The organism is Solibacillus sp. FSL W7-1464 (assembly GCF_038004425.1).
In the GTDB taxonomy this organism is placed as follows: domain Bacteria; phylum Bacillota; class Bacilli; order Bacillales_A; family Planococcaceae; genus Solibacillus.
The window spans coordinates 3,446,896-3,460,432 of the sequence record NZ_JBBORC010000001.1 but is presented as its reverse complement, the minus strand read 5'-3'; the positions used below and the strand labels follow the sequence as shown (position 1 = coordinate 3,460,432).

General features: G+C 37.8%; 12 protein-coding genes and 1 pseudogene. 8 read left to right on the top strand and 5 right to left on the bottom strand.

The window, feature by feature from the left end; translation table 11 throughout:
* Positions 1-37: 37 nt before the first annotated feature.
* The 4 genes from MKZ25_RS17295 to MKZ25_RS17280 form a co-directional block, all read right to left on the bottom strand.
* Positions 38-814, bottom strand: coding sequence for a multidrug ABC transporter ATPase (locus MKZ25_RS17295; protein ID WP_340802562.1), 777 nt, complete (start codon positions 812-814; stop codon positions 38-40).
* Positions 815-828: 14 nt separating this feature from the next.
* Complete coding sequence (locus MKZ25_RS17290) at positions 829-1,074, bottom strand: hypothetical protein (protein ID WP_340802561.1); 246 nt, start codon at positions 1,072-1,074, stop codon at positions 829-831.
* Positions 1,075-1,139: 65 nt separating this feature from the next.
* On the bottom strand, positions 1,140-1,712 hold the full coding sequence (locus tag MKZ25_RS17285; protein WP_340802560.1) for a hypothetical protein: 573 nt from the start codon (positions 1,710-1,712) through the stop codon (positions 1,140-1,142).
* Between the two features lie 121 nt (positions 1,713-1,833).
* Positions 1,834-2,463, bottom strand: coding sequence for a hypothetical protein (locus MKZ25_RS17280; RefSeq protein ID WP_340802559.1), 630 nt, complete (start codon positions 2,461-2,463; stop codon positions 1,834-1,836).
* Between the two features lie 249 nt (positions 2,464-2,712).
* On the opposite strand from MKZ25_RS17280, the gene MKZ25_RS17275 reads away from it, so the two are divergent.
* Together MKZ25_RS17275 and MKZ25_RS17270 are read left to right on the top strand one after the other, a co-directional pair.
* Entirely contained in the window at positions 2,713-3,723 is a 1,011-nt protein-coding gene (locus tag MKZ25_RS17275; protein ID WP_340802558.1) for a hypothetical protein, read from the top strand.
* Positions 3,724-3,896: 173 nt separating this feature from the next.
* A complete protein-coding gene (locus MKZ25_RS17270; protein WP_340802557.1) occupies positions 3,897-4,514 on the top strand; it encodes an exosporium glycoprotein BclB-related protein in 618 nt (205 codons plus the stop codon).
* 125 nt (positions 4,515-4,639) lie between these two features.
* Here MKZ25_RS17270 and MKZ25_RS17265 read toward each other — a convergent pair whose 3' ends face one another.
* Positions 4,640-4,870: a YgaP-like transmembrane domain gene (locus MKZ25_RS17265; RefSeq protein ID WP_079523760.1), complete on the bottom strand. Its 231-nt coding sequence runs from the start codon at positions 4,868-4,870 to the stop codon at positions 4,640-4,642.
* Positions 4,871-5,183: 313 nt separating this feature from the next.
* Between MKZ25_RS17265 and MKZ25_RS17260 the strand changes: the two genes are divergently transcribed.
* The 6 genes and pseudogenes from MKZ25_RS17260 to MKZ25_RS17235 all read left to right on the top strand — a co-directional run bounded on the left by MKZ25_RS17260 (position 5,184) and on the right by MKZ25_RS17235 (position 13,467).
* Positions 5,184-6,914, top strand: coding sequence for an adenine deaminase C-terminal domain-containing protein (locus tag MKZ25_RS17260; RefSeq protein WP_340802556.1), 1,731 nt, complete (start codon positions 5,184-5,186; stop codon positions 6,912-6,914).
* 27 nt (positions 6,915-6,941) lie between these two features.
* On the top strand, positions 6,942-8,000 hold the full coding sequence (locus tag MKZ25_RS17255; RefSeq protein ID WP_340802555.1) for a DUF3048 domain-containing protein: 1,059 nt from the start codon (positions 6,942-6,944) through the stop codon (positions 7,998-8,000).
* A gap of 18 nt (positions 8,001-8,018) precedes the next feature.
* The gene (locus tag MKZ25_RS17250) at positions 8,019-8,333 is read left to right on the top strand and encodes a YerC/YecD family TrpR-related protein (RefSeq protein ID WP_008408714.1); all 315 of its coding nucleotides are present in this window, start codon (positions 8,019-8,021) and stop codon (positions 8,331-8,333) included.
* 165 nt (positions 8,334-8,498) lie between these two features.
* The gene (locus tag MKZ25_RS17245) at positions 8,499-9,188 is read left to right on the top strand and encodes a heptaprenylglyceryl phosphate synthase (protein WP_340716541.1); all 690 of its coding nucleotides are present in this window, start codon (positions 8,499-8,501) and stop codon (positions 9,186-9,188) included.
* Positions 9,189-9,223: 35 nt separating this feature from the next.
* Positions 9,224-11,041 (top strand): annotated as a pseudogene (pcrA, locus tag MKZ25_RS17240) (DNA helicase PcrA); the annotation flags it as partial.
* 650 nt (positions 11,042-11,691) lie between these two features.
* Positions 11,692-13,467: a reverse transcriptase domain-containing protein gene (locus MKZ25_RS17235; protein ID WP_340716540.1), complete on the top strand. Its 1,776-nt coding sequence runs from the start codon at positions 11,692-11,694 to the stop codon at positions 13,465-13,467.
* Positions 13,468-13,537 lie beyond the last annotated feature (70 nt).

Here is a 13,537-nt window from a genome sequence, read left to right as displayed (position 1 = left end):
GCAAACGTGTCGCCTTTTCTACTCTCTCAGCTGTCTGTTAAATATCGCCTTTTTTATGTTTCTCAATTTCAATGGCGAGTAAAAGTAACTTGTCATCAAATTCATCCAGTATACGTAATTTTTCATCAAGCTCTGTTTCAAAACTGGTTGCTTGAATGAATAAATTTTGGAGCTGATTCTCAAGGTTAATTCGGGTAATCGTTTGTTCATCAGTTGGTGAATAATTATTATGTTCGGGCTCTTTTATTTGTGTCATTTCTTCAAGAGTAAATTGAATTTCCTCGTTTTTATTTTTAATATCCTTTAATAGATCATGCTGTTGATTGATTGTTTCACGCAGAGAAATTAATTGTTCATTATTACTGTTCATGAAAGAACGCAGCAAATGATCCAGTTCTTCGACGGCCTGTATATAGCTTTCTGAACGGGCAGCGGGAATATCAGTTTTAGCTGTTTTTTCGATTGTTTCTTTTAACTGTTTGTTTTCTTTCTGTAAGTTTTCTTTTTTTTCCACTAGTGATTCAATGGAAGAAATCAGTTTTACTCGTTGCTCTTCGCGTAATTGAATATTTTCATGCAGCTCATTAAGCTCTTTTTCAAAGCTTTTCCTCAGCATCATTAATTCCATGGACAATTCTTTTTTCTCGTTTACTAACTGACTCAGTTCCTGCTCAAGACTATTAACCATTGAATAATAGTCCATACTTTGTAGGGAGGATATTTCGTTTTGATACTTCGCGATTTCTGATTTTAAAAAGATGATGGTTTGCTGTAATTGTAGTACATCCTTATTTTTCACGCTTTCAATATCCACATAGTTCCCTCCAATCAAGTCATATCTTTCAGTAAGCCTATAATCTCCTGAAATTCTTTTTCATTTTCATTGATGAGCTGGTTTATTTTTTCTACAGCTTTTTTTTCTTCTTCTTCTTCACTGACAGGGTATGAAGTATCATATTTATTATTTGATAATAAATAGGCCAATAATAAATTGAGTGAACTTTTTTCCAGAAAGATAAAGCTATTATTATTTTCCTGGAGCTCATCTTTTATCGATGAAAAATGTTCTTTCATGAATTGCTTTAATATCTTTTCAATTGTTAGTACTTCGGATTCTTCTTGTTTATCTTCAAATTCGTTTATGTTGTCTCCTCCTGTTCCAAATGAATGACGCTTAAATTAATAGGATTTACAACAGCAATCCCATCTTGAAACTGATCACAATAAGTGAAGCCAGTAATGCTTCCGGCGTAAGATTTATCCGGAAACCATCTTATCTGGAAATTTGGAAATGAAATGATTTCATTCGGTTCGATCGATGTTTTGCTAACTGGTTTAAGCCAGTATTCGTTTCTATTTGGCGTTTTTGAGAAACGCAACCATTCATTCTGCCCTTTTAGCCTTTGTTGGAGCTTTTCATGTACATACCGACCACTAAATGAAAAAGGGGATGATTCAGGCAATGTTATGCAAATGGAAGGGTTTAGTAATGGTTCTTTACCGATATTGTAAATATGATAAGAACCTAAACATAAACTCTCCTGATCTAATTGATGGGAAATATTAAAAGTGGAAGTGAAATAGCTAATGACTTTGGTATTGTCGGAAGTAGGAAGTTTTTCGATGAGTTCTTTTATTTCGTGGAGATAGGTTTGGGTTTGATTTTGCAGAGCATTTAACTTTATCTCGAAAGGGTGGGAGCTTTTGGGCACTGGAAATGCCTCCTCCTTACAGTTAAATTTTATTTGCTTATGTAAGCAAAATAAAGAAAGGGTGTTTCTCCCTTTCTTTATTATATGACGATGAAGTTGGTGATAACACTGATTCATAATATTATGGGAAAACAACAGCACAGTTGTTAGGGCGAGATGCTGGTGAACAAGCAAATGGTAAATCTGCTCGTGGTTCACAGTAGTCTGCCAAAAATTCTACTGTCACTGGGAATGTTGATTGAATGCTTTGGCAAACTGCGATTGAAAGTGATAAGTTTTCAAATGTAATTGTCCCGTCTCCATTGTTGAAGAATGGACCAGTTGAGCATACGAAGCAATCAAGATCAGTATATGTTACATCAACATTTGTCCCTTTAGGTGCACACATTACAACATGTTCACAGCGTGAAATTTCAAAGCCGTTACTTGTGTAAGTTGTTCCGTTTGCCAACGTAATGCAAATTGTCACAGTAAAGTTCTTTTGAATCATAAGCTGCTGTAAATAAACTGATGTTCCGTCAATCGTAAATGTACGATTTTCACGGCTCATAATAACAACAGGGTTAACTGCTGCTGGTACTACTTGGCATGTAACTTGCGCTCCTCCGACAACAGCATCTACTGGTAAACCTGGAAACGTAATTGGGCTTGTTGGAGTGAACTCAAAAGACATATCTTTCACTACCCAGTCATAAACCTTTTCCACATTGATACAGATAAGTTCTTGTTGCGATGGCATTTGTTCCTTCATGTTCTTGTCACCTCCTTCTATATTTTTATCTTTCGTTTGTATTTTATGACGCTTAAATAGAAGTGCATAGGCAAAGAAATAGTTTAACTATTGGGAATTCTGTAAATCAGGTTCATTTGGGAACTAATAGATTGTAGCCTACATGTGTGACTTTATAATTAAAAATGACAGCAAAGGAGAACTGTTGTCACATACAACAGTTAACGTCAATAAAATATGAAGAGATGCGGATTGAAAGGGGTGAATGAAATGGAAGAATCCACAACCTATACTCTCCAGGAAATTGAAAAGTTGAAATTAAAAATCTCTGGGTACAGAAATACATTGATGACTTTGAAAATGGGGACATCGTTTGAAGATTTCCAAATGATGAAGAATGAATTTGAAGCATTGAAAAGCCAATTAACATATATTGAAGACTTAACGAAAACAATGGAAGAAAAACAACAAACTCAAACTGTAATTTATGAAGAGCAAGCAAAACAATTTGAAATGCAGATTGCTTCGTTAAATAAGACGGTTGAAAAAATGGGTAAAGAAATTGTATTAATATCGAAGAAGTTAAATAATGTTAAAGAAGAAAAGGCAGAAGAGGAAAAGAATGTGCAGCCGTCAGCAGAAAAATTTAGTGCGCCAAAGCCTGATAGTACAATGAAATATCTTCAGAACGGGACTCAGGAAAATGTACCTGTACCTGCTCTACCGAATCAACCTTCATATATGCAGTTGAGAAATTTGGCAAATCAAGTGATCCAACTGCAAAAAGAGGATGAAAAGCCGAAAACGGAAGAACCAATAGAATATAAAGCAGATCAAGTTGATGAGCGCTATTTTAATCAGCGTTATTTCCAAACAATCAACCATCCACCACATCAAAATGTAAGTAGAAATTCATTGAATGAGGCTTCGCTCAAGCCTAATAAATCATCAAAAGGTGAAGCAGCCTTTTTACCGGTTTTAAATAAAACCTCAAACTTCTTTGAGCCAGCGAATGAGCCCGAAGAAACACCTCCATCTCTAATTAAGAATGTAACTAAGAGTAGTATCGAAAGTCCTGAACTTGATGAAGATGAGTCTGTAGTAGAAAAATTACAAACTTTCGATTTAAGTGAAATAAATGAAGGCAGTTCAATGCGGGAAAATGAGCAGCTGGAAAGTATTAAATTAACGGTTGAAGAAAGTATGGATAATTCAGATTCCGGAGAAGAAAAGACGAAGAAACAGTGGAATTCCTCGTTCTTTAATATTTTCAGAAAATAAATAGAAAAGCTTTTTTAAAATCATCCTAGCGTTAGGGTGATTTTATTTTTTTTGCCCAAATTGACTGTCGATTTGCTTATTCAAAAAACTCAAATACAAAATTTGATTACTAGTTAATTGCCCTTTGATTCTATTGATTGGTGAATAGAATAATTGCGAAGGAGGTGAAAAATATGTGTATGTGTTCTAAAAGTATGAACATGAGTAATTTACATCCGTGTGGATCAAATTGCGTAAACTTAGGACCTTTCAGAGCTGTAAGACCAGGCTGTACACCACCAAATACAGGGTCGATCATTCCATTCTCTTCCGGTATTGTAGATGCTGTATTAACTACACTTGCTGGAGGATTAGTGGGCACAGGGAGTTTAATTGGATTTGGTACTTCAGTTCCTAGTATTTCAATTTTGGGGAATACAATTGACTTGTCCGGTATTGCTACTGAAGCATTCGTAGTTCCACGCAATGGTAGTATTACAGCCATTTCTGCATCATTCACTGAACTTGCTGGCCTTGATCTAGGTTTAGGATCTCTGTCGGTTACTGCTCAAATTTACCGTGCTCCTGCTGGAAGCTCAGTATTCACTGCTACAAATGCTAGAGTTACGTTGACACCACCATTTACTGGGCTTATCACTCTTGGTCAAACATCTTATGGCTCAGCAAATGTGCCACCGGTTCCTGTTGCACAAGGCGACCGTTTAGTAATGGTTTACTCAGTTGCTGGAACAGGAGTTACATTAGCTGCTGCACTGACAGGTTCTGCAAGTGCTGGTATAACAATTTCATAAACGCATAAAAGTTATTACTGAAACCTACAAACCCGAAAGCGCTATATTCCTTCAATCGATATAGCGCTTTTTTATTTTAACAGTTAACTTACATAGATTTATTCAACATACCCTAGATCCACCTCTTAATCATTGACGGGCATCATTTCGTTCATCTGTTCTGACTTTGCCATTGCGACTACTGGACAATATTGATAATATCCTTCCGCCACTTTCATTGAACCGGCAAGAATCATCATACGACCAACTGTACATTGAGGTTTATGAGCGATTCTCCCGACACCGAATGCGGTCATTGCAACACCGCACATCATACGGATAAAAGCGTTTGTTTCAGAAATATTGGGGGTTAGCAAGTATACTTCACTCCTTTTTTTAGAAAATTTAAAAATTATTTTGGAAACACTTTGCTTTATGAAAGTGCTATGTTACGATTAATTCACCAAAAGGAATATTGTAGCAATTGCCTGCATAAAGCAAAATATATTGAATTAAGTATGTGTTTTTCTTTTAAATCAATACGCATTAATCTAGCTTCAGCAGCTGTTAAAGACAATTGCTGAAGCTACTTGAATCGCAGCAGTATATTTTTTAGAGCTGGTATAAGCATCTTGGAAAAGTTATGGGCGTCCTTATATTATGGTGTGAAAGTTGAAAGGAGTGCAGAATATGCCGGAAATTAATTGGAAGTTAAGTAATATTCGAGAGCAAGTTAGTATCATAGATGGGCATGCTGCTCCGAGTCTAGTTTTAAAAAATGCAAAGTACTTACATAGTATGATGAAAAGTTGGGTAACAGGGAACATCTGGATATCCAATGACCGCATCGTTTATGTCGGGAAGGAACTGCCTGCAAATGTAGAAGGAACAGAAGTTGTTGATTTATCCGAAAAAGTAGTTGTACCAGGTTATATTGAGCCGCATGTACATCCTTTCCAATTGTACAATCCCCACAGCTTCGCAGAATTTAGTGCACAGACCGGCACGACAACATTCATTTCAGACAATATGACACTTGTTTCTCTAATGAAAAATAAGAAAGCGTTTTCTTTTATGGACGAGCTTGCCAAATTGCCATTTTCATTTTACTGGTGGAGTCGCTTCGATTCACAAACGGAGCTTGAAAATGAAAGGGAACTATATTCAAATGCATCCGTATTGGAATGGCTTGACCGTCAAGACGTGCTGCTCGGCGGGGAACTGACAGGATGGCCTCGTCTTATGCGCGGGGATGATCAAATGCTTTACTGGATACAGGCAGCCAAGCATAAAGGAAAAAAAGTCGAGGGGCATTTACCGGGAGCTTCCGAAAAAACGTTGGCTAAAATGCGTTTACTAGGAGTCGATGGTGATCATGAATCCATGACGGTTGAAGATATTGAAGCACGTTTGCAGCACGGTTATGCTGTTACGCTCCGCTATTCTTCAATTCGCCCGGATTTACCGCATCTATTAAAAGCGGTTGTCGATAAAGGCTACGAAATATTTGATCAGTTAATGATGACAACAGATGGTTCCACACCGAGTTTCCATGAAGACGGTGTGATGGATAAATGTATTCGGGCCGCCCTTGAAGCGGGTGTGCGTCCGATTGACGCTTATAATATGGCAAGTTATAATGTTGCACGCTATTATAATATGACCAATCTGCATGGGCTGCTTGCTACAGGTCGTTATGCAAATATTAATATTCTGTCGGACGAATATTCGCCGACACCTGAATCAGTCATTTCAAAAGGAGTATGGCTGAAGCGAGACAATAATGATTTGAAAGCACTTCCCGCAGTTGACTTATCACTATTTGGTGATTTGAAAATCGATTTTGATTTGCATGAAGGAGATTTTCAATTTTCGATGCCGATTGGCGTTGAAATGGTGAATGATGTTATTACAAAACCGTATAGTATAAAAAATCTCGGACAACATCATACATTATCTACAGATCATGATGAAAGCTATTTAATGCTTGTCGACCGTAATGGTAAATGGCGAATTAATACGATGATCAAAGGATTTGCGACACATGTAAAAGGTTTTGCTTCATCGTATTCCAATACTGGAGATATTATTTTGATCGGAAAATCGGTCCAGGATATGCAGCACGCGTTCCGGGAACTGAAGAAAATGAATGGCGGGATTGTACTTGTAGAAGATGATCAAATTGTAACAAGTATTCCTTTAAAGTTGGCCGGATCTATTTATGATGGGCCGGTGGAAGATGTAATACCGCTTGAACTTGCATTAAAGAGTGCTTTGAAAGAGCGTGGTTATCACCATACAGATGCAATTTACACATTGCTGTTTTTACAATCGACACATTTACCATATATTCGTATTACGACACGTGGGATTTTTGATGTCATGAAAAATAAGGTTATGCTACCTGCTGTAATGCGATAAACCGATAAAAATGAGAGGAGTAGCACGATGAAACGCAGTATATTTATGTTAGCGCTATTAGGCATAACCTTAACGGCAGGTTGTTCCGACAAAGAACAAACAGAGGAGCCTGTTGTAGAAATAGAAGAAACAGAGGTAGAGGAAGACATTATTGTTGCGGAGGCCGAAGAAATACTGCCATTTGTTACTCCTTTTACAGGGGAACGTGTAGCAGAAGAAGCGACGATGCGTCCGATACTTGCAACGATTAATAACCATCCGCAAGCACGTCCGCAATCCGGACTTGCACAGGCGGATGTTGTATATGAAATGCTGGCGGAAGGTGATGTCACACGTTTTTTAGCACTTTACCAGTCTGAACTTCCAGAATCAATCGGACCGATTCGCAGTGCACGGTCGTACTTCGTTGATATTGCAAAAGGTCTGGACGCATTTTATATTGCGCACGGATACAGTCCTGAAGCAAAATCGATGCTTGAACGAAGAGTTGTCGATAATATAAATGGAATGCACTATGACGGTACTTACTTCAAACGTTCATCGACACGGGTCGCTCCCCACAATTCCTATATTTCAGGTGAAAATGTAAAGGCCGGTGCCGAAAAAACAGGGACTTCACTACTTTATCAGAAAAAAGTGTCCTACCCATTCTATGAAGCCGAAGATAATGTTAAAATAGGAATAACGGCTAATGAAGTATCGATGAAGTACAATAATAGTGGTTCATTTAACAGTCAGTATGTTTACAATGCCGAAACGAATCAGTACAAGCGTTATTCTGCAAATGTAGAAACAATCGATTATGAAACAAATGAATCCATCGAATTAGCCAATATTTTATTTTTTGAAATGCCTCACCGAATTGTAGACAATGCGGGTCGACGTGAAATTACAATTACGGGTGGCGGCAACGCGTATGTAGCCCAGGCTGGGATGATACGTGAAGTAAAATGGAAAAATGCAGATGGCCTGCTCGTGGCAGTTGAAGAAGATGGATCGGAAGTAAAGTTAGTTCAAGGAAAAACGTGGATACTTTTCGTACCAACATCTCCCGGTTTAGCGGCATCTGTTATATATTCAGAGTAGAGAGGAAATGGTGGGTACATGCAAATTGAAAAAATTCGCGGTCATCAAACAGATCAGTTGTTTAAAGCTGTTCTAGAGTTAAAAGATATTGAGGAATGCTATAAATTTTTCGATGACTTGTGCACGATTAGTGAAATCCAGTCATTGGCACAGCGATTTGAAGTTGCACATTTATTACGTTTGAAGAAAACGTATGAAACAATTAAAAAGGAAACTGGTGCTTCAACAGCTACAATTTCCCGTGTACGTCGTTGCTTTGATTACGGAAATGACACTTATGATGAAATGCTGGGCCGTCTTTATCCAGACGAAAAGCCATTTACGTCAAAGTAAAGAAGCGCCCAATCATAAATATATGAGCAAGCTTAAAAGACTGAGCAGATTTACCCGCTCAGTCTTTTAATATTTCATCGATTTTCGTTATACTAAGAGATGGTCAATAAAAACTAAGATAATGAAAAGTTCTATATAAAATTTTTGAGATAGGTGGATATATTCATGGAATATTTAAACTGGAGACATGTATTTAAACTGGACCCTGCAAAGGAAATTTCGGATGAGGCATTAGAGCAGATTTGCGAATCGGGTACGGATGTTATTTTAGTCGGCGGGACAGATGATGTGACATTGGATGGCGTTTTGGATCTGCTCGTCCGTGTACGTCGTTTTTCAGTGCCGATTGCGCTTGAAATTTCAAATGTCGACAGCATTACACCGGGATATGACTATTATTTCATTCCGACAGTGTTGAATAGCCGTGATACAAAATGGGTGAAAGATTTGCATCATGAAGCGATTAAAGAATACGGCGATGTGCTGATTTGGGAAGAGCTTGTAGCGGAGGGGTACTGTGTACTGAATCCGGACTGTAAAGTAGCACAAGCAACTGATGCGAAAACAGATTTGACTGTGGAAGATGTAGTGGCCTATGCACGGATGGCCGAAAACTACTTTAAATTGCCGATCTTTTATTTAGAGTACAGCGGTGCATACGGTGATATTGAAATGGTGAAAGCGACAGCCGAAGTTTTAAATGAAACAAAGCTTTTTTATGGGGGCGGAATTACGTCTGTAGAGCAAGCGAAGGAAATGGCTGCACATGCCAATACCATAGTTGTCGGAAATATTATTTATGAGGATTTAAAAGCGGCATTAAAAACCGTACAAGCAGTAAAAAGTGTTATATAATAGGAACAAATGTTCTTTAGATGGGAAGGTGCAAAATGGAGCATATAGCAAAAAACTTAGTAGCGGGGATGAATCCACAGCAAGCTGAAGCGGTGAAAACAACAGAAGGCCCGCTCCTGATTATGGCAGGAGCCGGCTCTGGAAAAACACGGGTACTGACTCACCGTATCGCCTATTTAGTCGTTGAGCGTGAAGTGTATCCTTCGAAAATTCTGGCCATTACATTTACAAATAAAGCTGCCCGCGAAATGCGTGAACGTATTGACGGGATTTTAGGAAACGGAACAACGGAAAGCATGTGGGTATCCACATTCCACTCGATGTGTGTCCGCATTTTGCGACGTAATATCGACCGGATCGGCTATTCGAAAAGCTTTTCAATCTTAGATAGTTCGGATCAGCTGACGGTTATAAAAAATATTTTGAAGCAGGATAATATCGACCCGAAAAAGTATGATCCGCGTGCAATATTAAATACGATCAGTTCGGCAAAAAACGAATGCATTACTGTGGACGGCTTTGAAGCGAACATGAATCCGCATAATCCATTTGAAAAAATTGTAGCGCAAGTATATAAAGGCTATCAGAAACGATTAAGACAAAATCAAAGTCTTGATTTTGACGATTTGATCATGCTGACAATCCGTCTATTCAATGAAGCGCCGGATGTGCTTGAGTTTTATCAGAATAAATTCCAGTACATTCACGTTGATGAGTACCAGGATACCAATAAATCCCAATATCTGCTCGTACAACTGCTGGCTAAGAAATTCCGCAATATTTGTGTTGTCGGGGATTCGGACCAATCGATCTATCGTTGGCGCGGTGCCGATATTTCGAATATATTATCGTTCGAAAAAGATTACAAAGAAGCAAAAGTCATTATGCTTGAGCAAAACTACCGTTCAACGAAGCGTATTTTACAAGCGGCAAACAGCGTAATTGAAAAGAATAAAGACCGCTATAAAAAAGTACTTCGAACAGAAAATCCGGAAGGCGAAAAGATACAGCTATACAAAGCCGGCAATGAACAGGATGAAGCGCAGTATGTGGTCCGTACGATTCAAAAGCTCATGAAGGATGAAGATTACAGACTGGATGATTTTGCGATTTTATACCGTACTAACGCACAGTCACGTGTAATCGAGGATGTGCTTGTAAAATCGAATATGAACTACCAGATCGTCGGCGGTACAAAGTTCTATGATCGAAAAGAGATTAAAGATTTGCTCGCTTACTTGCGTTTGATTGCAAACAATGATGATGATTTATCACTGGCGAGAATTATCAATGAACCAAAACGTGCGATCGGTGCGACATCATTTGATAAAATGCTTGTTTATGCAATGGAGCGTGACCGTTCAATATTTGATGCAATGGGTGAACTAGTATTTATGGGGCTGTCTGGGAAAGCAGCAACTTCCGCTGAAAATTTCTACAATATGATTCGTTCGTTAAGTGAACGTCAGCAAGACTTATCGGTTACAGAAATTGTGGAAGAGGTGCTTGAAAAATCAGGATACCGCCAAATGCTGAAAGCGGAAAAATCGATTGAAGCGGAAAGCCGACTGGAAAATATCGAAGAATTTCTAACGGTAACACAGGCTTTTGAAGCGCGCAGTGAAGACCAGTCATTAGTAGCCTTTTTAACAGACCTGGCACTCATTGCAGATATTGATTCTTTGGATGAAGAAGAAAAGGCAAAAGGTACGATTATTTTAATGACGATGCATGCCGCAAAAGGGCTGGAATTCCCTGTTGTGTTCATTATCGGGATGGAAGAGAATATATTCCCGCATTCACGTTCATTGGAAAGTGAAGATGAAATGGCCGAGGAACGTCGCTTGATGTATGGTATGAAACGTTTGCCAGAAATCGCTTAGGCGAAGGGATTGGCAGGGTTAGCAAGAATATTTTTGCTAACAACAACTGATATTACGACACCACGGCGGAGAACCCAAATAATCTCCGTGACAAGATGGAAGCTGATACTCCCACATGCAACACTGGTAACAGGTTGTGTGAAGTTGGGTGAAGTCGCGCTAAGTAGCCCTAACAGGTTAAGCTGAGGAAATGTTAAACATTACTGCGAAGATGGTGCGGGCTGGGCAGCTGTATATGGTTAGGATTTAGATAGCTAATGACGAACCACTGAATGTACGTCTCGTAGAGCGGGCAATAGAAATGTTGTCTAATTAACTATATTCCAAAAGATATTTATCGTACAGAGTCTGATGGATAGAACTAATGGGTTGTTCTACTTATTGATATAGTCGGGATAAAGGTGGAACCTAAGTACAGTTATATACCTAGTAATATCGGAACGTTTGAGACCCCTAACGTTTTAGTAATCGCTCGGGGATTGCAAATCGCATGAAAGAGCATGAATAGGGGAGTCAGTAGGGGCATAGTACTGTTGAAGCTTCGTAATGGAAGTGGAAGGAAGGCCCCAAGTCTAACATCAATAGTAATCGCTATCCCTTGTGGAAAGAAGGCGATACAGTTGAAAGTCAAAGAAAAGGATATTTGGCGATATGGTATTAATGATGTCGAACAAATATTATTTGAAAAAGCATTAACAAAAACACGATTTAACCACTTATGGCAATATGTCATTGATGAACAAAACATTATATGTTCAATTAAAATAATAGGTAGCAATAAAGGCAAGAAAACAGCAGGTCCAGATGGTATAACCTTTAATGACATTATGAAATTAGATATTGAAGATGTTATAAAGGAAATCAAAAATCGATTATTTGGTTCAAAACAAGGTAAAGCAAGACGTGTAATGATACCGAAAAGCAATGGGAAAATGCGACCGTTAGGCATAACAAATTTATATGACAGGATTGCACAGCAATGTGTTAGAAATATCCTTGAACCAATTCTTGAAGCACAATTTAATCCTGAAAGTTTTGGTTTTAGGAAAAATCGCAATGCCCAAGAATGTATGTCCTATATCGCAACTACTTTACAATACAACAATGAAGGACACATATACGACTGCGACTTGAAAGAATACTTTGATACAGTACAAATTGACAAAGTGTTAGATAAGTTAAAGTTAAACCATAATATACATGACTTAGCATTTTTAAAATGTATAAAACGGTTAATGTGGATTGATTTGATACAGCCAAAAGAGAAATATAACGGAATTGGATTAAGGCAAGGTACGATTTTAGGTCCGATACTCGCTAATGTAATGTTTCATGATTTTGAACTTCGACTTCATGAAATAAATGATTTTAAGCGAGACAATGGACGCCAAATTATCCAAAACCCTAATATTCATAGAAACCACGGTAGGTCATACAAACGTGGTCGTGAATTTTATTTTAACTGGTTGCAAGAACGTAGAGTAGTAAAAATCATTCGATATGCAGATGATTTTGTACTAATTAGTAAAGGGAAATACGATATATATGATGTGATTATGATGTTTGAAGATTGGTGTAAGGAAAATGGATTGGAAATAAACAAGGATAAAACCAAGTTAATAACCATTCATGGAGACACTGAACTAGAATTTCTAGGCTTTAAATATCGTAAAACGAATAGTACTAAACCAAACTCATTCATAATTTCGGTTAAAGACCAAAAGAAACTTTGGAAAGAAACGAAAAGTAGGCTTGAATGGTGTCTTTGGAAAGGTAAGTTAGATTATTTTATTGTATATATGAGAGGTATTTTTAATTACTATACAATCTGCACGAATTTAACATGGCTCATAAGTAGAATTCACTTATTGTTAATTAAGAAAATGATAAGGCGACGGGAAGTTAAAATTGATATAGTCCGTAACCCACATGTGAGCTTTATGGTCAATGGGCAACTACTTGATTTATGGGAGATGCGGCAACATAGCGTGAAAAGTACAGCTGATTACATGTATGAAGTTCACAAACTATGGGAACCGAATCAAACAAAATATAAAGCACTTGAATGGGTGAACTATTTCTTTGATAACCGAACGAAAACCGGGAAAAATAGTAGTAATATTATTTATATCCCAAGTCTACTGAACCAGCAAAAGAAAGAGCCGATTTTAGATAAAGACTATTTAGCAATGGACCCGCAAGAAATTCATATACATCATAAAATACCACGAAGTTTAGGTGGTACGGACAGTTATAATAATCTCATAATGTTAAGTAAAACTTCACATAAACTAGTCCATGATGTGAATTTAAAATTAAAAGATTTACCTGCCTATATTAACTTAAAACAATTGAACAAATATAGAAAATTATGTGGTTATGAAGTATTAAAATAATGCGAAATTGACTATTGATGGTTAGATGGAACGCCGTGTGCGGGGAAACTCGCACGCACGGTGTGGGGTG